Source organism: Luteibacter flocculans (assembly GCF_023612255.1).
In the GTDB taxonomy this organism is placed as follows: domain Bacteria; phylum Pseudomonadota; class Gammaproteobacteria; order Xanthomonadales; family Rhodanobacteraceae; genus Luteibacter; species Luteibacter flocculans.
Genome location: NZ_CP063231.1, coordinates 3,270,605 through 3,290,722, shown reverse-complemented (window position 1 = coordinate 3,290,722; position 20,118 = coordinate 3,270,605). Strand labels below are relative to the sequence as shown.

21 protein-coding genes are annotated in these 20,118 nt (G+C 66.0%); 5 read left to right on the top strand and 16 right to left on the bottom strand.

Features of this window, described 5'->3' with window-relative positions; all coding sequences use genetic code 11:
• Positions 1-65: 65 nt before the first annotated feature.
• Positions 66-656: a TetR/AcrR family transcriptional regulator gene (locus IM816_RS14310; RefSeq protein WP_250338589.1), complete on the bottom strand. Its 591-nt coding sequence runs from the start codon at positions 654-656 to the stop codon at positions 66-68.
• 161 nt (positions 657-817) lie between these two features.
• On the opposite strand from IM816_RS14310, the gene IM816_RS14305 reads away from it, so the two are divergent.
• Together IM816_RS14305 and IM816_RS14300 are read left to right on the top strand one after the other, a co-directional pair.
• The gene (locus IM816_RS14305) at positions 818-1,675 is read left to right on the top strand and encodes an alpha/beta hydrolase (protein WP_250338588.1); all 858 of its coding nucleotides are present in this window, start codon (positions 818-820) and stop codon (positions 1,673-1,675) included.
• A 71-nt stretch (positions 1,676-1,746) separates the two neighbouring features.
• Entirely contained in the window at positions 1,747-4,218 is a 2,472-nt protein-coding gene (locus tag IM816_RS14300; protein ID WP_250338587.1) for an acyl-CoA dehydrogenase, read from the top strand.
• Positions 4,219-4,543: 325 nt separating this feature from the next.
• Here the strand turns inward: IM816_RS14300 and ptsP are convergent, their stop codons facing one another.
• The 12 genes from ptsP to IM816_RS14240 all read right to left on the bottom strand — a co-directional run bounded on the left by ptsP (position 4,544) and on the right by IM816_RS14240 (position 14,515).
• Positions 4,544-6,298 (bottom strand): phosphoenolpyruvate--protein phosphotransferase, encoded by a 1,755-nt coding sequence (gene ptsP / locus IM816_RS14295; RefSeq protein ID WP_250338586.1) that lies wholly within the window; start codon positions 6,296-6,298, stop codon positions 4,544-4,546.
• Positions 6,299-6,329: 31 nt separating this feature from the next.
• Positions 6,330-6,599, bottom strand: a complete 270-nt coding sequence (locus tag IM816_RS14290) for an HPr family phosphocarrier protein (protein WP_072321873.1) — start codon at positions 6,597-6,599, stop codon at positions 6,330-6,332.
• Positions 6,592-6,984: a PTS sugar transporter subunit IIA gene (locus IM816_RS14285; protein ID WP_072321872.1), complete on the bottom strand. Its 393-nt coding sequence runs from the start codon at positions 6,982-6,984 to the stop codon at positions 6,592-6,594. Before IM816_RS14285 ends, IM816_RS14290 begins: the two co-directional genes overlap by 8 nt.
• A gap of 38 nt (positions 6,985-7,022) precedes the next feature.
• On the bottom strand, positions 7,023-7,904 hold the full coding sequence (gene rapZ, locus IM816_RS14280; protein WP_143144518.1) for an RNase adapter RapZ: 882 nt from the start codon (positions 7,902-7,904) through the stop codon (positions 7,023-7,025).
• Positions 7,905-7,924: 20 nt separating this feature from the next.
• Positions 7,925-8,875 carry an HPr(Ser) kinase/phosphatase gene (gene hprK / locus IM816_RS14275; RefSeq protein ID WP_072321871.1) on the bottom strand — a complete coding sequence of 317 codons (951 nt, stop codon included), beginning with the start codon at positions 8,873-8,875 and terminating at the stop codon, positions 7,925-7,927.
• Between the two features lie 109 nt (positions 8,876-8,984).
• Positions 8,985-9,332, bottom strand: a complete 348-nt coding sequence (hpf, locus tag IM816_RS14270; protein WP_072321870.1) for a ribosome hibernation-promoting factor, HPF/YfiA family — start codon at positions 9,330-9,332, stop codon at positions 8,985-8,987.
• A gap of 119 nt (positions 9,333-9,451) precedes the next feature.
• Positions 9,452-10,939, bottom strand: coding sequence for an RNA polymerase factor sigma-54 (locus tag IM816_RS14265; protein ID WP_250338585.1), 1,488 nt, complete (start codon positions 10,937-10,939; stop codon positions 9,452-9,454).
• Positions 10,940-11,039: 100 nt separating this feature from the next.
• Positions 11,040-11,759 carry an LPS export ABC transporter ATP-binding protein gene (gene lptB, locus IM816_RS14260; protein WP_250338584.1) on the bottom strand — a complete coding sequence of 240 codons (720 nt, stop codon included), beginning with the start codon at positions 11,757-11,759 and terminating at the stop codon, positions 11,040-11,042.
• Positions 11,760-11,763: 4 nt separating this feature from the next.
• Positions 11,764-12,339: a lipopolysaccharide transport periplasmic protein LptA gene (gene lptA, locus IM816_RS14255; protein ID WP_250338583.1), complete on the bottom strand. Its 576-nt coding sequence runs from the start codon at positions 12,337-12,339 to the stop codon at positions 11,764-11,766.
• A complete protein-coding gene (gene lptC, locus IM816_RS14250; RefSeq protein WP_343124043.1) occupies positions 12,302-12,901 on the bottom strand; it encodes an LPS export ABC transporter periplasmic protein LptC in 600 nt (199 codons plus the stop codon). Before lptC ends, lptA begins: the two co-directional genes overlap by 38 nt.
• Positions 12,898-13,446, bottom strand: a complete 549-nt coding sequence (locus IM816_RS14245; protein WP_250338582.1) for a KdsC family phosphatase — start codon at positions 13,444-13,446, stop codon at positions 12,898-12,900. The genes lptC and IM816_RS14245 overlap by 4 nt, the downstream gene beginning before the upstream one ends.
• Positions 13,447-13,501: 55 nt before the next feature.
• Entirely contained in the window at positions 13,502-14,515 is a 1,014-nt protein-coding gene (locus IM816_RS14240) for a KpsF/GutQ family sugar-phosphate isomerase (RefSeq protein ID WP_072321865.1), read from the bottom strand.
• A gap of 172 nt (positions 14,516-14,687) precedes the next feature.
• Between IM816_RS14240 and IM816_RS14235 the strand changes: the two genes are divergently transcribed.
• Together IM816_RS14235 and murA are read left to right on the top strand one after the other, a co-directional pair.
• Positions 14,688-14,927: a BolA family protein gene (locus tag IM816_RS14235; protein ID WP_250338581.1), complete on the top strand. Its 240-nt coding sequence runs from the start codon at positions 14,688-14,690 to the stop codon at positions 14,925-14,927.
• A 54-nt stretch (positions 14,928-14,981) separates the two neighbouring features.
• The gene (gene murA / locus IM816_RS14230; protein WP_250338580.1) at positions 14,982-16,241 is read left to right on the top strand and encodes a UDP-N-acetylglucosamine 1-carboxyvinyltransferase; all 1,260 of its coding nucleotides are present in this window, start codon (positions 14,982-14,984) and stop codon (positions 16,239-16,241) included.
• A gap of 267 nt (positions 16,242-16,508) precedes the next feature.
• On the opposite strand, the gene IM816_RS14225 is transcribed toward murA, so the two are convergent.
• Genes IM816_RS14225 through purM form a run of 3 tightly spaced genes read right to left on the bottom strand, consistent with a single transcriptional unit; the run spans position 16,509 to position 18,951 of the window.
• Positions 16,509-17,210: a DUF3108 domain-containing protein gene (locus IM816_RS14225; RefSeq protein ID WP_250338579.1), complete on the bottom strand. Its 702-nt coding sequence runs from the start codon at positions 17,208-17,210 to the stop codon at positions 16,509-16,511.
• Positions 17,211-17,258: 48 nt separating this feature from the next.
• Positions 17,259-17,906 (bottom strand): phosphoribosylglycinamide formyltransferase, encoded by a 648-nt coding sequence (gene purN, locus IM816_RS14220; RefSeq protein ID WP_250338578.1) that lies wholly within the window; start codon positions 17,904-17,906, stop codon positions 17,259-17,261.
• A 7-nt stretch (positions 17,907-17,913) separates the two neighbouring features.
• The gene (gene purM, locus IM816_RS14215) at positions 17,914-18,951 is read right to left on the bottom strand and encodes a phosphoribosylformylglycinamidine cyclo-ligase (RefSeq protein WP_250338577.1); all 1,038 of its coding nucleotides are present in this window, start codon (positions 18,949-18,951) and stop codon (positions 17,914-17,916) included.
• A gap of 138 nt (positions 18,952-19,089) precedes the next feature.
• Here purM and IM816_RS14210 point away from each other — a divergent pair, with 138 nt between their 5' ends.
• On the top strand, positions 19,090-20,076 hold the full coding sequence (locus tag IM816_RS14210) for a DUF2066 domain-containing protein (RefSeq protein WP_250338576.1): 987 nt from the start codon (positions 19,090-19,092) through the stop codon (positions 20,074-20,076).
• The last annotated feature ends 42 nt before the right edge of the window (positions 20,077-20,118 follow it).

The window sequence follows — 20,118 nt, the reverse complement described above, 5'->3', positions numbered from 1 at the left end:
ACAGTAGTTTGCGATTCCTGGTATTGGCAAGGCACGGCGCAGCAAAACAGGCTGCCCGTTCAGGATCAGTCGACGGACTTGGCCGGCGTCAGCGTGGTGATGACGTGTTCGACGTAGGCGTCGAATTCCTCGTGCGAGAGGCGAGGCAGTCCGAGGGTGAAGTTGAGCTGGAGGAAACCCACGTAGGCCGCGTACGTCAGCCGCGCACGATGCAGGGCCACGACGGGCTCCAGACCGGCCTCTTGATACATGCGAGTGAGGAAGTCGATCCGGCGTTGCGAGACGCGCGACATCACCGGCACGACCTGCGGATGATCCAGTGCCTTGAGCAACGCGGCATACACGCGGTGCGGCTGCAGCTCGTGAGCCACGCGGCGGAACAGCTCCGGCAGTCGTTTACGCGGATCGGCGATGCGCTCGATCTCGGCGAGGACCTCGCGTTCCCCGTACTCTTCCCAGCGCTCCAGGGCGGCCTGGAGCAGGGCTTCGCGCGTGCGGAAATGCCAGTAGAAACTGCCCTTGGTGACGCCCAGCCGCCGCGCCAGGGCCTCGACGGCAAGCGCGCCGACGCCTTGTTCGGCGATGAGTGCCAGGGCGCCATCTTCCCAGTCCTCGGCGGAGAGGCGGACGCGTTCGTTCTTTGCACCGTCGTTCATCGACGCATGGTAGCCGAGACGCGGGCGTTTGCAATCGGGGCGCTGCGACGCATGCTGCATAAGACCTTGACTTGGAAGCGCTTACCTGACCGTACGCGGGCGTATTGACGCAGCCGCTGGCGCATCACATACTCGGCCGTATGGTTGCCGATCCCGCCCACATGTCCTCTGCCCGCGCAAGCGTCGTCTCCCTGGACGGCCTGGCGCTTGCGACCCAGCGCTGGCGCGGCGAACGCTCGCCGTCGCTGCTCTTCGCCCACGGCTTCGGGCAGACCCGTCACGCCTGGAACGGCGCGGCGCGCGCACTCGCAGCGCAGGGTTTCGATGCCACGACGTTCGACGCGCGTGGTCATGGCGAAAGCGAGCGTGTGCCGCGCGGCGACTATCACATGGAACAGTTCGTGGCGGACCTGCTCGCCGTCGCCGACGTATCGCCGTCGGCCGATGGTCGTCCGCCCGTGCTGGTGGGTGCGTCGATGGGCGGTCTGCTCGGCCTGGTCGCGGCAGGCGAGTCGGCAGGAGCCAAGGCGCCGTTCTCGGCGTTGGTCCTGGTCGATATCACACCGCGGTGGGAAACGGCGGGTGTGGAACGTATCCTCGGCTTCATGCGCGCTCACCCCCAAGGTTTCGCGAACTATGACGAGGCGGCCTCGGCCGTTGAGGCGTACCTGCCGCATCGGCGCGAGCGCAAGACGGAAGCGCAGTTGAAGCCGTTGCTGCGCCAGGACACCGACGGTCGTCTGCGCTGGCATTGGGATCCGGCCCTGCTCGATGGCGTGGTCCAGGAGAGCGAGCGCTACCAGCCGCGCCTGTTCGCTGCCGCTGCGCGTGTCGATGTGCCCGTGCTGTTGCTGTCCGGTTCGCGCAGCGACGTGGTCTCCAGCCACACCGTCGACGAATTTCTCCGCCTCGTACCGCATGCGCGCCACGTGGCGCTGGCAGATGCCACGCACATGGTGGCGGGCGATGCCAACGACGCCTTCACTCGCGAGATCGCGGCCTTCATGCATACGCTTTGATTCACCCGCTTTGATTCAATGTTTTACGTAACGAACGACAGCAACGACCCGACTGTGATGAGGTAATTCCGATGTCTGCGATCCTAGTTGTGCTGGCGGCGCTCATTGCCTCCGGTGCCTGTGCCTACCACCGCACGTCCCTCCGGACGTGGGCCATTGCCACGGCGGCCACGATCCTGGTCGTGGGTGTGATTGCCCGGGCTCCGGCCACCACCGTCGTCCTGCTGATCCTGCTCGCCATCGTCGCGGTGCCGCTGATGATGGTGGACTTCCGTCGCAAGAAGATCAGCGCGCCGCTGCTCTCGATGTTCGCGAAGGTCACGCCGAAGCTCTCCGAGACCGAGCAGACTGCGCTCGAAGCCGGCACCGTCGGTTTCGAAGGTCAGTTGTTCTCGGGCAAGCCGAACTGGTCGGAGCTGCTGCGCCAGCCGAAGCCCGAGCTTTCTGTCGAAGAGCAGGCGTTCCTCGACGGTCCCGTCGAGGAACTCTGCGGCATGATCGACGACTGGCAGATCACCCACGAACTGGCGGACCTGCCGCCCGAGGTCTGGGATTTCATCAAGAAGAACAAGTTCTTCGGCATGATCATCCCGAAGAGCTACGGCGGTCTCGGGTTCTCCGCGCTGGCGCATTCGGCCGTGCTGCAGAAGCTGTCCAGTATGTCGCAGACGCTGGCTTCCACCGTCGCCGTGCCGAACTCGCTCGGGCCGGGCGAACTGCTGATGCATTACGGCAGCGACGAGCAGAAGAACCACTACTTGCCGCGCCTCGCCGACGGTCGCGAGATTCCGTGCTTCGCGCTCACCGGTCCCTACGCCGGTTCGGACGCCACCTCGATTCCCGACTTCGGCATCGTCACCAAGGGCATGTGGAATGGCGAGGAAGCGCTCGGCATCCGCCTGACCTTCGACAAGCGCTACATCACCCTGGCGCCGGTAGCGACGATCGTCGGCCTGGCGTTCCGCATGTACGACCCCGAGAAACTCCTGGGTGACAAGGAAGACCTGGGCATCACGCTGGCACTGCTGCCGCGCGAAACGCCGGGAATGGAAATCGGTCGCCGTCACTTCCCGCTCAACACGCCGTTCCAGAACGGCCCGGTGCACGCCAAGGACATGTTCGTGCCCTTGTCGGTGTTGATCGGTGGCCCGCACATGGCCGGCCACGGCTGGCGCATGCTGGTCGAGTGCCTGTCGGTGGGTCGCGCGATCTCGCTGCCGTCGAACGCGACCGGCGCGTCGCGCATGGCCGTTGCAGCAACCGGTGCGTATGCACGCATGCGCAAGCAGTTCGGTCTGGCGATCGGTCGTTTCGAGGGCGTTGAAGAAGCGCTGGCGCGTATCGGTGGTCTCACGTACGCCACGCAGGCCTTGTCGCGTGCCACTGCCGCTGCGGTGGATCGCGGTGAGAAGCCCGCAGTGCCGTCGGCCATCGCCAAGTACCACGCCACGGAGTGGTGTCGTCAGATCGCTTCCGACGCCATGGACGTCCATGGCGGTAAGGGCGTGATCCTCGGCCCGAAGAACTACATGGGCCGCGGTTGGCAGAGCGTGCCCATCGCCATCACGGTCGAGGGCGCGAACATCATGACGCGCAGCCTGATGATCTTCGGGCAGGGCGCCATCCGCTGCCATCCTTACGTGTTGAAGGAAATGCAGGCGCTGAACATCGCGGACTACCGTGAGCGTCTCAAGACCTTCGACCAGGCGTTGTTCGGCCACATCGGCTTCGGTATCTCGAACGCCGTGCGTAGCTTCGTGCTCGGCCTGACCGCTGCGAAGATCGGCGACACCGCGGGCGATGCGTATACGCGTCGCTACTACCGCAAGCTCAATCGCTATTCGGCAGCGCTCGCGCTGTGCGCCGACGTGTCGATGGGCGTGCTGGGCGGCAAGCTGAAGTTCAAGGAAAAGCTGTCGGCTCGCCTGGGTGACACGCTGTCGTACCTCTACATCGCCAGCGCGATGCTGAAGCGCTACGAAGACACCGGTCGCCCCGAAGCGGATCGTCCGCTGCTTGCCTGGGCGTTCCACGAGTGCGTATGGAAGATGCAGATGGCGCTCGATGGCGTGATCCGCAACTTCCCCGTGCGTCCCGTCGCGTGGCTGCTGCGTGCGCTCGTGTTCCCGTTCGGTCGCCGCGAGGTTCCGCCGTCGGATCGCCTCGGTCGTCGCGTGGCGGCGCTCATCACGGCGCCGAGCGAGGCACGCGATCGCCTCACCGCGTGGACCTACCTCACGCCCACGGCGAACAACACCGTGGGTCGCATGAACCAGATCCTGCCCGACGTGATCGCGGCCGAGCCGGTCGAGCGCAAGTTCCTCAAGGCGTTCAAGGGCGGCCAGCTCCGCTCGCATACGTACAACGAGCAACTGGCCGAAGCCGAGAAGCTGGGCGCCATCACCGCTGCGGAACGCGAACTGCTGCAGCGCGTCCGCGACGGCGTCGCCGAGTTCATTTCGGTGGACGACTTCGACAGCGACGAACTGCGTGCGAACGTGGTACGCAACGCCGAGACCATGAACGCGGTGCGGGCTGCATAAGCCCTCTCAGGGATGGAAACAAGAAAGGCCGCGAGCGATCGCGGCCTTTTTTTGTTGTTCACGCATGACCGGGAGGGCACTGGCGAGCCGTCAGGCGACTCCTGCAAAAGCGCCGCTACTTTGGGTCGCCATAGCGGCGAGAAGATGACGAAGCCAGCCCCACACGGCGCTGGTACTGTGGGAGCCGCCATGGCGGCGAGGGCAGCTTGCCTCGTGGCTACACCGCTTCGTTGGCTTCTCGCCGCCATGGCGGCTCCCACAAGGGGGGCTCGCGAGCCACGCATCTTTCAGTGCATGCGCTAGGCCTGTGCGAGGTGAAACCCGATCAGGTCTCGCCGCAGCCTTCTTGCTTCGCCACCACTTCAAGCAGGCGCTCTTCGACTTCGTCGCGCGTGTGCGCTCGGAAGAGGCGTGGCGCGGCGCGACGCAGGGCGGCGCAATCGAGCTTGGTCAATCGGTCGCGCACCTGGAGAAGCTGCCCAGGATGCATGCTGAATTCCTCGAGGCCCATGGCGAGGAGGAGGGCGGTGAACTGCGTGTCGCCGGCGATCTCACCGCAAAGGCTCACCGGCTTCTTCGCGCGGCGCGCGCTGGCAATCACATGGGCGATGAGGCGCAGGAATGCCGGCTGCAGCGGGTCGTAGATGCCGTCCAGTGCATCGTTGTTGCGATCGGCAGCAAGGACGTATTGCGCGAGATCGTTGGTGCCGATGGCGAGGAAGTCGGCCTTCGCGAGAATCGATGTGACGCTGATTGCCGCTGCCGGGACTTCGATCATGGCGCCGATGTCCAGTCGTTCTGGCAGCTCCTGACCCTGCCGTGCGAGATCCTCGCGCGCCTTCTTGATCAGGTTGCGAACCGCGGTGAGTTCGCCCAGATGCGTGACCATCGGAATGAGGATGCGCACCGGGCCATAGCAGGCGGCGCGCAGGATGGCGCGCAATTGCACGCTGAAGATGTCGGCGTAACGTAAGGACAGCCGGATGCCGCGTACGCCCAGAGCCGGATTTTCCTCGCCACGTAGCGCGAGCCCCGCGGAATCGGCTTTGTCGGCGCCCAGATCGAGCGTGCGAATGGTGACGGGAAGCCCGCCCATGCCGAGCACGACGTCACGATAGGCGGCGAACTGTTCGTCTTCCGACGGCAAGCCGCGCTGGCGCAGGAACAGGAATTCGGAGCGGTACAGGCCGATGCCATCCGCGCCACGCGCGCGCGCCAGAGTGATGTCGCCCGCCAGTTCCGCGTTGGCGTAAAGCCGCACGTGTGCACCGTCGCGGGTGAGCGTGGGCGCCGTGGCGAGCGCCGCCAGGCGGCGACCTTCGGCAGCGGCCTGGCGCTGCCATTGCCGGTATCGCGCGAGATCCTGTGCCGTGGGATGCACGATGACCTCGCCGAGTTCCGCGTCGATCAGGACGAGGTCGTCGTCGTTGATCGTGGCAAGCGCATCGCGGGTGCCGACGAGCATCGGCAGATTGAAGCTGCGCGCCAGAATGGCGCTGTGCGAATAGATGCTGCCGGCGCTGGCGATGACGCCGAGCATGCCCTGACCGGCCATACCTGCCATATCGGCCGGCGCCACGGTATCGCTGACGACGATCTCGCCGACGCGCGAGGCCAGCTTGCGCTCTTCGCGGCTCGAAGGCTGGTTGAGCGCGGACATGACGCGTCCGATGACCTGGTCGATGTCTTCGCCGCGGCTCTTGAGGTACGGGTCGTTCATGGCGTCGAACACGGCAGCGAGCCGGTCGCGCTGCATCTTCAACGCGGCGCTGGCCGTGTAATGGCCGACGGCCACCAGGTCATCGAGACCGCGCAGCAGTTCTTCGTCGTCGAGCAGCAGGCTGTGCGCATCGATGAAGTCGCCGACCTCGCGAGCGAGGGCGCCATGCAGCTTGCCGCGCAGTTCGCGGAGTTCCGTACGGGCCGTATCGATGGCCTTGTGCAGGCGCTCGATCTCGGGGCCGACCTCGGCGTCTTCCAGCATCCGCATGTCGACGGCGAGAATGCTCGGCTGGACGAGGCGCGCTCGGCCAAGCGTCATGCCGCGTGCGGCAGGGGTGCCTTTCAGCACGATTCTCATGGAGACCTCGGCCGTGGCGAGCGGTCCATGCTCAGGCGCCTTCGTCGAACTTGCGGTCGAAGAGATCGACGACGGCCTGGACCGCCGCTTCCTCGTCCTCACCTTCGGCGCGAACGGTGAGTGCCGTACCGATGCCGGCTGCCAGCATCATCACGCCCATGATGCTCTGCGCGTTGACTTCGCGACCGCGACTGATGAGCCAGACGGTCGATTTGAATCCCGAAACGAGCTGTACGAGCTTGGCGGACGCTCGCGCGTGAAGGCCGAGCCGGTTGGATACCACGATGTCCCGTTCAAGCATGATCGATGAATATCCCTCCGCGACCGCCGCTGGCTGCAATCTCGGCCAGCTCGGTCAACGATTTTTCCGAATAGTTGAGGACGCGCAGCAGCATGGGCAGGTTGAGCCCGGATACGCAGCGCAGATGCACGCCCAGTTCGCTCAGCGACAGGCCGATGTTGCACGGTGTGGCGCCATAGAGATCCGCTAGCACGAGCACACCTTCGCCGTGGTCGAGTTCTCGGGCATGGTGCGCGGTAAGTGTGCGCATGACGTCCGGGTCGGCACTCGGAGGTACCTCGACGGCGTCCACTTCGAGCGGCAGCTTGGGCATCACGTGGCGGGCGGCCGAAATCAGCGCCTTACCGACGGCTTCGTGGGTCATGAGGAGGACGCCGACGCTCATCGCCCGGTATCTCGTAATGGCTTGGGCAGGATCATGGGTCACTCGAGCTCGCGATGGAAGGTCAGTACGTTGCCGCGTTCGGAGCGAAAATGCTGTGCAAGCTTCTCGACCAGGTAAACCGAACGATGGCGCCCGCCGGTGCAGCCGATGGAAACCGTGACGTAGCTGCGGTCCTCCCCCTCGAAGCGCGGCAGCCACGTGTCCAGCCACCGGGCCACGTCGGCATAGTACTCGCCCACGAGCGGGTTCGCGTCGAGAAACTCCCGGACGGGGAGATCCTTGCCGGAGAACGGACGAAGCCGGGGATCCCAGTGGGGATTCGGCAGGCAGCGCGCATCGAAGACGAAATCTGCGTCGGAAGGCAGCCCCCGCCGGTAGGCGAAGGACTCGAAGAGGATGGTGGTGCCGTCCGACGCCGCCGCGTAGCCGGTGGCAAAAAGGCGGCGCAATTGGTGGACGTTGAGATCGCTGGAATCAATGACCTTCTCGGCGATCGACACCAGCGGCCGGAGCAGCTTGCGTTCCTGGGCGATGGAATCGGCCAGGGAGAGCTTTTCCGCCGCCAGCGGATGGCGACGGCGCGTTTCCGAATAGCGCTTGATCAGGACGTCGTCGCGGCTGTCGAGGAAGATCAGGTGCACGTGTACGCCGGCCGTCGACAGCTCGGAGAGCACGTGCGGCATGCGCGACAGATCGACCCGGCGATTGCGAACGTCCACGCCGACGGCGATGCGCCGACGCGGCCCGTGCTCGCCCTGGCTCACGGCGGCAACCAGTTGCGGAATCAGTTCCGCGGGCAGGTTGTCGACGCAATAGAACTCGAGGTCTTCAAGCGCGCGCAGCGCCACGGTCTTACCGCCGCCGGACATGCCGGTAAGCACCACCAGATGGATGCCGTCGGGGTCGACGATCGGATTCATGAGGTCGTCAGTCACGGAGGTCACCACGGGGAGAAGCGACGCATCTGGTGCGCCTGTCGATCGATGAAGGTCTGTGCCGGGTCGATGCCCTTGCTCTTGAGCACGTGGTTGCGCACGGCGGCCTCGACCAGCACCGCGAGGTTGCGGCCGGGCGCGACGGGAATGGTGATCTTTGGCACGTCGACGTCGAGCACGTTGCGCCGGCTGACGTCGCCGGTGAGTCGGGTCATGGCGTCGGTTTCCTCACCGTCGCGCAGCGGTTTCAGGTGAACCACCAGGCGCAGGTACTTGGACGGTTTCACCGCCGTGTGGCCGAACATCTCGCGGATGTTGAGCACACCGAGACCGCGCACTTCGAGCAGGTCCTGCAGCAGCTCCGGACAGGCGCCGTCGATGACGTCGGGTGCAATCAGGGTGAACTCGGTGGCATCGTCGGCGACCAGGCGATGACCGCGGCTGATCAGTTCCAGCGCAAGCTCACTCTTGCCCGAACCCGGCTCGCCGGTGATGAGCACGCCGATGGAGAACACTTCGAGAAACACGCCATGCAGCGTCACCCGCGGCGCCAAGGTGCGCGCCAGGTGGTATTGCAGGTAGGTAAGCAGCTCGTGGCCGCGCTTGGTGCTCTGCCACAGCGGCGTATCGGTTTCTTCCGCCACTTCGCGCAGGTCCGACGGGATCGGCTGATCCTTCGTGACGATCAGCGCGGCGGGCTGGTAGGCGGCGATCTTATGGATCGCTTCCCAGCGTTGGCGGGAGTCCATGCCATCGAGGTAGTTGAGCTCCTCGGTACCGATGATCTGCACCTTGTTGGGGTAGATCACGTTGAGGTAGCCCACCAGCGACGGGCGGCGGCTCTGCTTGGCGTTGGGTTCGAGGACGCGGGACTCGCCACGCATGCCCGCCACCCAGCGCAAGGCCATGCGCTCGTGTACCCCGTCGAAGAGTTGTCTGGCGGTAAGCCGGTCCACGCTTGGGTCCCTTGAGATGGAAAGGCCGGCACGCAAGGCGTGCCGGCCTGGGTCCTATTGTGCCATCAAGGGCGGTGGGGCGGCGGCCCGGGCGTCTGCCCGGCGGGGCTCAGCTCGCTGCGCGGGCGTCGCGCCCCTCGCTGTTGTGGTGATCCTTGAGCTTTTCCTTATGCTTGCGGAGCTGGTCCGCCAGCTTGGCGATCATGGCGTCGATCGCCGTGTACATCGTGTCGTTCTTGTTGTCGTCCTCGAGCCGGGCAATGCCGTCCGCATGCAGCCGCGTACCGGCGCAATGCAGGGTGCCACCGGCCTTGTGCTCGTTCTTGTCCACGGAAAGAACGACGTCGAGGCCCTTGATGTTGTCGAAAAGGCGTTCGAAGCGGCTGATCTGCTGTTCCACGCGCTCACGCAGAGCCGGGGTGATTTGGATGTGCTGGCCGCTGATCTGGATTTGCATTGACGCCTCCTTCTTGCTGAGGGTGCCGCCTCGCGGCGACGAGATCGAGGCGGCGGAAACACCGCCTCTCTAGCCTGAATCTGTGGGACCGTAGGTGTGCTTTGGGGTTCCCTCGGTCGTCAACTGGCGCGAATACGTTCGCTGGAACTGGGGATGCGCATCGCTTCGCGGTACTTGGCCACCGTACGTCGGGCGACCTGAATGCCGCGTCGATGCAGTTCTTCCGCCAGGGCCTGGTCGGACAGGGGGCGGCGCGCGTCTTCGCCGAGGATCAGCTTGCGCAGCATGGCCTGGATGGCCGTGGCCGACGCACTGCCGCCGTCTTCGGTGGCGACGCCGCTGGAAAAAAAGTGTTTGAGCTCGAAGGTGCCGCGTGGCGTGTGCATGTACTTGCGGGTGGTGACGCGGGAAATGGTCGATTCGTGCATGCCCACTTCCTCGGCGACCTCGCGGAGCACGAGCGGATGCATGGCTTCCGGGCCGTAGTCGAGGAACGCGCTTTGCCGCCGGACGATCACCTCCGCCACCTTCTGCAGCGTTTCCGCACGGGATTGCAGGCTCTTCAGCAACCAACGGGCTTCCTGCAGCTGGCCCTTCATCCACGTGGCATCGTCGCCGCGCGCGCGGGCAATGAGGTTGCAGTAGTGCTGGTTGAGGCCAAGGCGCGGCTGGGCATCCGGATTCAGACTGACCTGCCAGCGTCCGTTCTCCCGGCGTGCGTAGACGTCCGGCGCCACGTATTCCACGGGCGTGGCATCCAGTGCCGCACCGGGGCGCGGGTCCAGGCTGCGGATCAGGGCGGCGGCTGCCGCAACGTCTGCCTCGGGCGCCTTCAGGCGGCGGGCGATCTTCGCCGCGTCGTTGCGCGCCAGCAGCTCCAGCTCCTCGTTGACGATGCGGATCGCGAGTTCGCGATGCGGCGTCTCGAACGAGAACTGGGACAGCTGGCAGAACAGGCAATCGCGGAGATCGAGGCTGGCGATGCCGGTAGGGTCGAACCGTTGTACGCGCTGCCGCACCGCTTCGATTTCCTCGGCGCTGGCATGCAGTTGAGCGGGCAGGGCGGCTTCGACAGCGGCCACGCCGTCACGCAGGTAACCGTCCTCGTCCAGTGCGTGGATGATCGCCATGGCGATGGCGTGATCGCGCGGCGAGAACTGCGACAGATTGAGCTGCCACTCCAGGTGCTGCTGAAGGCTTTCCGGTGCGGCGTTCTGAGGCTCGAAGCCATCTTCGTCGCCGCCTCCCGTCCGCGAGGACGAGCCGGAGTAGTCGCCTGCTTCACCGTGGAAACGGTCGTCATCCCATTCGGGCGCCAGTTCTTCCGACGGCGTGGCGGTCGATTCCTCGTCTTCTTTCGACGCCTTGGTGGGCTGCTGCTCGCGCGAGAGGAACTCGGGGCTTTCGTAACCCTCGTCTGCCTCGCCCTCCGCCTCCGGCTCGGCCTCGGCGTCTTCCGCGAATTCGAGCAGCGGGTTGCTTTCCGCGATCTGGCGGAGTTCGGCCTCGAGCTCGAGCTGTGACAACTGCAGCAGGCGGATGGCCTGTTGGAGCTGCGGGGTCAGCGTGAGCTGCTGATGGAGGCGAAACTGAAGTCCGGGTTTCATGCCTTCGGCGCTTTGGGTTACGCAGCCATCGTAACCCCTTACGGGCCGCGCAAACCAGCACCGTTACGGCTAGGCCGCCCGTCGGAATGCGACGCGTGTGTCAGATACGGAATTCACGCCCCAGGTACACCTCGCGCACCTTTTCGTCGGCGAGGATGTGCTGAGGTGTGCCCCGGGAGAGGACCTCGCCGTCGTTCAGGATGTACGCCCGGTCGCAGATGCCGAGCGTCTCGCGGACGTTGTGGTCGGTGATGAGTACCCCGATGCCGCGTTCCTTCAGGTGGCGGACGATGCGCTGGATCTCGCCGACGGAAATCGGGTCCACGCCCGCGAAGGGTTCGTCCAGAAGCATGTAGCGCGGGCGCGCCGCCAGGGCGCGGGCAATCTCGACGCGACGACGCTCGCCACCGGAGAGGCTGATGCCTTTCTGCTCGGCGATATGGGCGATCTTGAGTTCGTCGAGAAGGCTTTCCAGCTCGTCCTCGCGTTGCTTCTGGGTCATGCCGTCGCGCAACTCGAGCACGGCCAGGATGTTGTCGGAGACGCTGAGTCGACGGAACACCGAGGCTTCCTGCGGCAGGTAGCCGATACCGAGCTTCGCCCGCGAGTGCATGGGCAGGCCGGTGATGTCCTGCTCGTCGAGCTTGATCGACCCGGCATCCGCCTGGATGAGGCCGACCACCATGTAGAAGCAGGTGGTCTTGCCGGCACCGTTGGGGCCGAGCAGACCCACCACTTCACCTTCGCGAATGGAAAATGCGAAATCGCGGACTACCTGGCGCGCACGGAAGCGCTTCTGCAGGCCTTGGGCTGAGAGCATCGGGTCAGGGCTTCTTCTTGGCAGGCGGCGCTGGCGTCGCAGGTGCGGCGCCTGGCGTCTTGTTCTTCGGCTGGAAGGTCATGTGCACGGGGGCGCCGCCGTTGCTTTCGCCCGTCATCGTGCTGTCTTTCGTGTTGTAGGTGAGCTTGTCGCCTTCGGCGCTGCCCTTGACCGGCTGGTGGACTTCCGCCTTGCCCGTGAGCACGGCGAAATCCTGGTCGATCTTGTAGTCGATGTTGGCGGCCTTGCCGTCCATCGGCTGGTTAGCGTCGTCCAGCTGGTGGATGGTGGCGGGGGAGCCATCGACGACCACACGGATGATGGAGTTGTCGCTGTCGAGGTATCCGGTGGCTTTGCTTCCGGTGATCTTCAGCGTGCCCTGCGTGAGCACCACGTTGCCCGTCCAGATCACCTTGCCATTCGGCTGCTGCGAGCCGTCGAACGACTTGGACGTGACATCGGCCGGCTGATCGCGGTCGGACTGCTTCGCCATGACCGGCGAACTGGCAGCAAGTGCCACCCCGAGCAGCGCGAGGAGGGCGTTAGCGCTTACGCGGCTGATACGTCGTGTGGACTGCATCGAGGAGCTCCAGGTGCTTGGTGTCGAGATTGGCGCGCATGCCAACGCCGTCCATTGTAGAGGTTCCCTGGACGATGCGGGCTGCCTCGGCCGTCTCAAGGCGGTTCTCCTTCGGCCAGGCGGTGACCTCGGAGGTGTCGATGCTGGCGGCCTGGGTGGTACCGAAGGCGGGGCGATCCATGTGGACCTTGCCCTGCAGCTTCAGGAGGCTGCCATCCTTGTTCACCCAGCCATATTGCGAGTGTCCTTTCCACGGCGGGACGTCCGTCTCGGTCGTGGAGGGCAGGACGAAATCCGGTGCATTGATGTACAGCGACTCGTCGCCTTCGCGGCGCTCCAGGTGCGGCGCGATCAGCTTGAACGCCGGCTTGCCCTGGTCGTTGTACGAGTCGAGGTCGAAGTTGGTGAGCACGTACCCCGAACGCGGTGGACCGACGAAGTCCTGCACCTTCTTCTCCGGTGCCGCCCAGTAATAGAGCAGGACGCTGGCGCCCAGGGCGACGGCGAGCATGCCCGCCATGCCCGTCGCGCTGCGATCCTTGAACAGGTTGAGCACACTCACAGCCAGCGGTCCCGCTCGGCTTCAGCCTTGCCTTGCGCGGCAAGAATCATGTCGGCCACTTCACGGGCCGCCCCGTAGCCGCCCGAAAGCCGAGTGCGCCAATGCGCCCGCTCGGCGACCCACGGATGGGCGTTCGCCGTGGCGACGGCCAGACCGGCGATGCTCATGGCAGGCAGGTCGGGCAGGTCGTCACCGACAAAGGCGGACTGCTCGGGCGCCAGGCGCAGCGCTTCGAGCAGGCCGGTCAGGCAGGCGCGCTTGTCCTTCTGGCCCTGGTACACGTGGGCGATGCCCAGTTCCTCCGCCCGCAACGACACGGGGTGGCTGATCCGTGCGGTAATGATCGCGACCTTGACGCCGTTCCGTTCCAGGGCCTTCAGGCCGAGTCCGTCATGGACGTGGAAGACCTTGGTCTCCCGGCCATCCTCGCCGTACCAGAGCCGGCCGTCGGTGAGCGTGCCGTCGACGTCGAAGACGACGATGCGCACCTTGGCGGCGCGTTCCGCAACGTCGGCGGGGATCTCGGTGTAGTGGGTGTAGGCCATGGTTCGCTATATGGGGACGTGGCGGCGCCGATGGGAGCGCCGGCTGGCCCGGTCGTCAGACGACGCGGGCGCGGAGCAGGTCGTGGATGTTGAGTGCGCCGACCACACGGTTTTCCGCGTCCACGACGAGCAGGGCGTTGATCTGGTGTTTTTCCATGAGCTGGGCAGCTTCGACGGCGAGCTTGTCCGAGCCGATCGTCTTCGGACCGCGCGTCATGAGCTGCGCCACCGACGCGCTGCGCAGGTCTACGCCATCGTCGTCCAATGCGCGGCGCAGGTCGCCGTCGGTGAACACGCCGAGCAGGCGCTGATCGGCATCGACCACCGCGGTCATGCCCAGGCGCTTGCGCGACATTTCCACCAGGGCCTCGCTCAGCGTTGCCTCCAGCGTTACGCGCGGCACGTCGTCGCCCGAATGCATCACATCTGCGATGTGCAGCAACAGTCGGCGCCCGAGGCTGCCGGCGGGATGCGAACGGGCGAAATCGTCGGAGGTGAAGCCGCGGGCTTCCAGCAGCGCCACGGCCAGGGCATCGCCCATGACCAGGGCCGCCGTCGTGCTGGCCGTCGGCGCCAGGCCGTGAGGGCACGCTTCGGACGCGACGTTGGCATCCAGGTTGAGGTCGGCCTGCGTCGCCAGCGAGGATTTCGGGTTGCCCGTGATCGAGATGAGGCCGATACCCTGGCGCTTGATCGCCGGGAGAATGTAGAGAAGCTCGTCGGTCTCGCCGGAATAGGAAATGCCCAGTAGGAGGTCGTCCGGCTGGATCATGCCGAGGTCGCCGTGGCTGGCCTCGCCCGGATGCACGAAGAAAGAGGGGGTGCCGGTGGAGGCCAGCGTCGCGGCGATCTTTCGCGCGATGTGGCCCGACTTGCCCATGCCCGAGACGACCACCCGGCCCTTGCAGGCCAGGATCATCTGGCAGGCCTGCACGAAGGCCGCGTCCACCTTCGCTTCCAGCGCACGAATGGCGGCCGCCTCCGTCTTGATGACGTTGCGGGCGCTGCGAATCACGGTATCGGCATTCACGAGGCGGTGGTCGGTGGGCGGGGCGGTGCGGGCGTTCATGCGACCTCTTGTTCCGGGTGGGCACTCCCTGGTTACCCGGGATGTCCATTTCTGCGACACCGGATTTCCATTACCATTACATATTCTCATTATATCGTTGCTGCCATCGATGGGCGGTTCAGGCTCCGTTTCGGAACCCTCGCACCCGCGGCAACCCCCTACCGGAGTATCCATGGACGCTGCGCGCATCCAGGCATTGATCGAGGCCGGCTTGCCCGGCGCGCGGGTGGACGTTCGCGGCGACGACGGCGTTCATTTCGAGGCCGAGGTGATCTCGGAGCAGTTCACCGGCAAATTGCCCCTGGCTCGTCACCGCCTCGTCTACGCGACCCTGGGCGATCTCATGGGTGGCGCCATCCATGCACTCGGCCTCAAGACCTTCACTCCCGACGAAGCCGCCGGTCGCCGCTGAGCACGCGCGCCGCATCGCCCTTCGTCCCCGTCATCCCACATCCAAGGCATTCCCATGGCCAAGATCCTGATCAGCGGCGGTCAGCCGCTTCATGGCGAGGTCGGCATTTCCGGCGCGAAGAACGCCGTCCTGCCCATCCTCGCTTCCTGCCTGCTTGCGGACGAGCCGGTCAGCATCGGCAACGTGCCGCACCTGCATGACGTCACCACCTTCATCGAACTGCTCGGCCGCATGGGCGTCCGGGTCGTCCTCGACGATCGCATGAAGATGCACATCGATCCGCGCCCGGAGAATTCCTGCGTCGCGCCGTACGACCTGGTCCGGACGATGCGTGCGTCGATCCTGGTGCTGGGCCCGCTGGTGGCTCGCTACGGCAAGGCGGAAGTGTCGCTGCCCGGTGGCTGCGCCATCGGCTCGCGCCCAGTCGACCAGCACATCCGTGGCCTGCAGGCGCTGGGCGCCGAGGTCAGCGTGGAGAATGGCTATATCAAGGCTCGCGCGGGTCGTCTGAAAGGCGCTCGCATCGTCATGGACATGGTCACCGTGACCGGTACCGAAAACATCCTGATGGCGGCCACCCTCGCCCAGGGCACCACGATCATCGAGAACGCCGCGCAGGAGCCCGAGGTGGTCGATCTTGCGTATTGCCTGATGGCGATGGGCGCGAAGATCGACGGCATCGGCACGTCCACCCTGGTCGTCGAGGGCGTCGAACGCCTGCACGGCGCGCACTACGAAGTGCTGCCCGATCGCATCGAGACCGGCACCTTCCTCGTGGGCGCCGCGATGACGGGCGGCAAGGTGCGTGCACGCGGCGCGCGGGCCGACACGATGGACGCCGTGCTGCAGAAGCTCGAGGAATCCGGCGCGCACATCAGCACCGGCAAGGACTGGATCGAGCTGGACATGCAGGGCCGCCGGCCGAAGGCCGTGAACCTGGTGACCGCGCCTTACCCGGCGTTCCCCACCGACATGCAGGCGCAGTTCACGGCGTTGAATTGCGTGGCCGAAGGCGTGGGCGTCATTACCGAAACGGTATTCGAGAACCGCTTCATGCACGCGCTGGAATTGCAGCGCCTCGGGGCCGACATTCGCCTGGAAGGCAATACCGCGATCATCACCGGCGTGCCGAAGATGAGCGGTGCGCCGATCATGGCCACCGATCTGCGTGCCTCCGCCTGCCTGGTGCTCGCCGGGCTCGTGGCCGAAGGCGACACGACCGTGGACCGCGTGTACCACATCGATCGCGGCTACGAGAACATCGAGGAAAAGCTCGGCGTACTCGGTGCGCGGATCAGGCGCCTGCCGGGCTGATCCAGCCCGTATGGGTTGGCATCGGTGCCTATAGCGGCGAGGGAATGCTCCCTCTCCGCTTCATCGCGCCGTCGGCTTCTCGCCGCCATGGCGGCTCCCACAACGCTAGCGGCAATCCGCAACTCGTGCCTTGTAGGAGCCGCTAAAGCGGCGAGGAAGCCTACCTCTCCGCTTCATGGCTTCGTGGGCTTCTCGCCGCCATGGCGGCTCCCACAGGGTTCTTGCCAACAGGCACTATCGCGGCGTCGACGCTCGCGAGATCACGCGTCAGCGTGCCTCGTACTTCACCAGTTCCATCGTCAGGTCGCCGCCGTCCTTCTGCGCCAGCTTCACCGGCACCGGATACTTCGACGGCACATACCACGCGTTGAAGCCGCGGTCGGCGTCGGTGCGGTCGACGCGGATGGCATCGAACGCGCCCGCCGGCACCGTGATCTTTTCCTTCGCCGACACCTTGAACTGCTGGTTCTCCACCTGCTGCTTCACGGCGACGGGGAATGCGACCTGCTGCTGTCCCGAGCGAAGCGCCAGGCCCAGCGCAAGCGGCAAGGTATTGCGCTCGACCATGCCTGGGACGGCGGTATAGGTGAAGCTCTTCTTGTTGTCCTGCACCTGGACGTTGCCGCCCTGGACGGTGAGGTCGCGCGTCTTGGACTTGACCGCTGCGTCGAGCTGGTAGTGGTAGCTGACGGCCTGCGGTACCTGGCCGGCCCAGGTGAAGCGCGAGGTCTCCGAAACGTTGGCACCGAGCATCGCCGCGAGGCCGGACGTGCCCTTGGTCTGATTCGTGTATTCGAACTGGCCGCCACCGGCGGATTTCAGCGTGACCGTGGCTTCGCCGAGCGGGCCGCCATCCTTGAGGACCTGATAGGTAGCCGTGAAGGACTGCGGGACGTCGGCGGCGAACGCGGCGACGGGCAGGGCGAGAGCCAGCGCGAGGCCGGCGCGGAACAGGGTCTTGGTCGTCATGCCGCCGAGTTTAGCCACCTCGCCTGAATCCCGGGCGAGCGCCGACCGTTACAGTTCGCCGAGATCGAGCGGACGCGTCAGTGGTGCTTCGTCGAACACCGGCCCGTCCTGCCAACGCAGTCGACCCATCGCGATCGCGCCGACGACGGCCGGCAGCAGCTTGTGTTCTTCGACGAGCAGACGCTCGGCAAGGTCGGCCTCGGTATCCCCGGTACGGACGGCGATACGTGCCTGCGCGACGACCGGGCCGCCGTCGAGTTCTGCGGTGACGTAATGCACGCTCGCGCCGTGCTCCGCGTCGCCCGCTTCCAGGCAGCGGCGGTGCGTGTGCAGGCCGCGATACTTCGGCAGCAGGGAAGGATGCACGTTGATGGCGCGACCTTCCCACGCCGACACCACGGCGGCATCGACGATGCGCATGAAACCGGCCAGCACCAGCAACTCGGCGCCGCTCTGCGCGATGCGGTCGAAGAGTGCCGCGTCGAACGCGGCGCGCGAGGGGTAGTCCTTCGGGTTCAGTGCGAGGGTCGGAATGCCCGCAGCCGTCGCAACGTCCAGCGCACCGGCCTGGGCGCGATCGCTGCCGACCAGCGTGAATTCGATCGGCAGCTGCCCGGCGTCGCGCGCGGCGATCAGAGCGGCAAGATTGCTGCCGCGCCCGGAGGCCAGGGCGGCGACGCGAAGCGGGCGAGCCATGTTTGGATCAGGCGATGTGGACGCGTTCGTCGCCCGTAGCGGCGACGACCGAGCCGATCACGCGGCTGTCGAGGCCATGAGCGGCGAGCACGGCCTTGGCCGCTCCGATCTGATCCTGCGCCAGCAGCACCGTGAAGCCGATGCCGCAATTGAAGGTGCGCCACATTTCCTCGTGCGTGACGTTGCCCTCGCGCTGCAGCCACTGGAAGACGGGCGGCGGTTCCCACGAGGTAGCGTCGATGCGCAGGCCGAGCCCATCGGGCACCACGCGGATGATGTTTTCCTTCAAGCCGCCGCCGGTGATGTGGGCCATGCCATGCACGTCCACCTTGCCGATCAGGTCGAGCATGGGCTTCACGTAGATCGTGGTCGGCGCCATCAGGGCATCGACCAGCGTTACGCCACCCAGGTCGGTCTCCAGCGGCGAGCCGGCCCGTTCGAGGATGCGGCGGATCAGCGAGTACCCGTTGGAATGCGGGCCGGACGAGGCAACGCCGAGGATGACGTCGCCCGCCACGATCGACGAGCCGTCGTTCATCGCGGATTTCTCTACCGCCCCGACGGTGAAGCCGGCGAGGTCGTATTCGCCCGGCGGGTACATGTCCGGCATTTCCGCCGTTTCGCCACCGATCAGTGCGCAGCCGGCCAGTTCGCAACCGCGCGCGATGCCGCCGACGACGGCAGCCGCCGTATCGACGTCGAGCTTGCCGGTCGCAAAGTAGTCGAGGAAGAACAAGGGCTCGGCACCTTGGACCAGCACGTCGTTGACGCACATGCCGACCAGGTCGATGCCGATCGTGTCGTGCCGGCCCAACTGCTGGGCGAGCTTGAGCTTGGTGCCCACGCCGTCGGTGCCGGATACCAGCACCGGCTCGCGGTAGCGGCCGGAGAGGTCGAACAGGCCGCCGAAGCCGCCGAGCCCGCCCATCACCTCGGGACGGAAGGTCCGCTTGACCAGGGGCTTGATGCGCTCGACGAGCGCATTGCCGGCATCGATGTCGACGCCCGCGTCGCGGTAGGTGAGGGAGCCCTGGTCGGAGGACATAAGCGGTAACCGGCGCGTGTTGGAAACCGCGCATGATAGCAGCAAGCGGCGCCCGGCCAGCCCTGCACGCCGCTTGGATGGACGCCATGGCAAGGTTTGGGCAGACTTCCCGCCCTCACACAGCGACACCCAAAGCCCATGCGCCCAGTCCGCCTCATCGTTTCCATGATGTTCCTCCTGGCGGCCAGCCTCGGCGTCGCCGTAGCGCAGACGACCATCTATACGGTGGCTGTACCGGTGCCGGATACCAGCGCCGCGGTCCGCGACCAGGCCTTCGCCAACGGGCTGACCCAGGTGCTCGCACGAGCCTCCAACGGCGCCGATCCACGCGGCAAACCAGGTTATACCGACGCCATGAAGCAGCCGGGCGGGCTTGTTCAGCAGTACCACTACTCCCGCACGGGCGGCGCCAACGGCGCGCCGCTGAGCCTGGAGATCGTGTTCGATCCGGGTGCGATCCGTCGCGTCCTGGCCGTCGGCGACGCCACAGCTGCAGCGCCGAAGCCGTCGGTGCTGGTGGTGGCGCGCGATGCCAGCGGAAAGTTGCTTGGTCAGCAGGACATTGTCCCGCTGGCGCAGATGGCCGATACGCGCGGCTATCAGGTCGTGGTGCCGAAGGACGGCACCATCGCCGACCCGGCCGCCCTGGCCAGTGGCGACGCCGCCGCGGTCGCCGCGGCCGCACGTCAGTACAACACCGCCGTCGTGCTCGTCGGCAAGATCGGCGACGACCAGACCGATTGGACGCTCGTTTCGGCGGGCCGCACCACGAGCTGGAAGGACAGCGGCGAAGCCCGTGCGGCGTTGCTCAGCAACGGCGCCAACGCCATGGCCGACAAGCTCGACCGTCAGCTCGCCGCCACCCAGGGCGGCAGCACCAGCGGCAAGGTCTGGGTATCGGGCCTGCACTCCGCCGCTGACTACGCCGGCCTGCTGTCCACGTTCCAGAACGATCCGTCGGTGAAATCCGTGGCGCCGATCGGTGCCACCGCGGACGGTGTGATGCTGACCGTGAACGCCTCGACCCCGCTCGCCCGACTTGTCGCCGGTTACGCAGCAGGCGGGCATATCCTGGCCGCCGATGGGCACGACGGCGCCGACCTCGCCGTTCGCTGGGTACCCTGACGGCCGCATGTTCGCCGAGAGGGGGCCGATCCGCGACAATCG

What these genes read in the sequence shown, in the direction of transcription:
- lptB (WP_250338584.1), bottom strand. Translation starts at nt 11,759, where the DNA reads ATGCTCTCAGCCCAAGGCCTGCAGAAGCGCTTCCGTGCGCGCCAGGTA.
- IM816_RS14235 (WP_250338581.1), top strand. Translation starts at nt 14,688, where the DNA reads ATGGACGCTGCGCGCATCCAGGCATTGATCGAGGCCGGCTTGCCCGGC.
- IM816_RS14300 (WP_250338587.1), top strand. Translation starts at nt 1,747, where the DNA reads ATGTCTGCGATCCTAGTTGTGCTGGCGGCGCTCATTGCCTCCGGTGCC.
- IM816_RS14290 (WP_072321873.1), bottom strand. Translation starts at nt 6,599, where the DNA reads ATGCTTGAACGGGACATCGTGGTATCCAACCGGCTCGGCCTTCACGCG.
- IM816_RS14240 (WP_072321865.1), bottom strand. Translation starts at nt 14,515, where the DNA reads ATGAACGCCCGCACCGCCCCGCCCACCGACCACCGCCTCGTGAATGCC.
- purM (WP_250338577.1), bottom strand. Translation starts at nt 18,951, where the DNA reads ATGTCCTCCGACCAGGGCTCCCTCACCTACCGCGACGCGGGCGTCGAC.
- IM816_RS14305 (WP_250338588.1), top strand. Translation starts at nt 818, where the DNA reads ATGTCCTCTGCCCGCGCAAGCGTCGTCTCCCTGGACGGCCTGGCGCTT.
- IM816_RS14245 (WP_250338582.1), bottom strand. Translation starts at nt 13,446, where the DNA reads ATGGCCTACACCCACTACACCGAGATCCCCGCCGACGTTGCGGAACGC.
- IM816_RS14310 (WP_250338589.1), bottom strand. Translation starts at nt 656, where the DNA reads ATGAACGACGGTGCAAAGAACGAACGCGTCCGCCTCTCCGCCGAGGAC.
- murA (WP_250338580.1), top strand. Translation starts at nt 14,982, where the DNA reads ATGGCCAAGATCCTGATCAGCGGCGGTCAGCCGCTTCATGGCGAGGTC.
- ptsP (WP_250338586.1), bottom strand. Translation starts at nt 6,298, where the DNA reads ATGAGAATCGTGCTGAAAGGCACCCCTGCCGCACGCGGCATGACGCTT.
- hpf (WP_072321870.1), bottom strand. Translation starts at nt 9,332, where the DNA reads ATGCAAATCCAGATCAGCGGCCAGCACATCCAAATCACCCCGGCTCTG.
- IM816_RS14225 (WP_250338579.1), bottom strand. Translation starts at nt 17,210, where the DNA reads ATGACGACCAAGACCCTGTTCCGCGCCGGCCTCGCGCTGGCTCTCGCC.
- IM816_RS14265 (WP_250338585.1), bottom strand. Translation starts at nt 10,939, where the DNA reads ATGAAACCCGGACTTCAGTTTCGCCTCCATCAGCAGCTCACGCTGACC.
- IM816_RS14285 (WP_072321872.1), bottom strand. Translation starts at nt 6,984, where the DNA reads ATGAGCGTCGGCGTCCTCCTCATGACCCACGAAGCCGTCGGTAAGGCG.
- IM816_RS14210 (WP_250338576.1), top strand. Translation starts at nt 19,090, where the DNA reads ATGCGCCCAGTCCGCCTCATCGTTTCCATGATGTTCCTCCTGGCGGCC.
- lptA (WP_250338583.1), bottom strand. Translation starts at nt 12,339, where the DNA reads ATGCAGTCCACACGACGTATCAGCCGCGTAAGCGCTAACGCCCTCCTC.
- rapZ (WP_143144518.1), bottom strand. Translation starts at nt 7,904, where the DNA reads ATGAATCCGATCGTCGACCCCGACGGCATCCATCTGGTGGTGCTTACC.
- purN (WP_250338578.1), bottom strand. Translation starts at nt 17,906, where the DNA reads ATGGCTCGCCCGCTTCGCGTCGCCGCCCTGGCCTCCGGGCGCGGCAGC.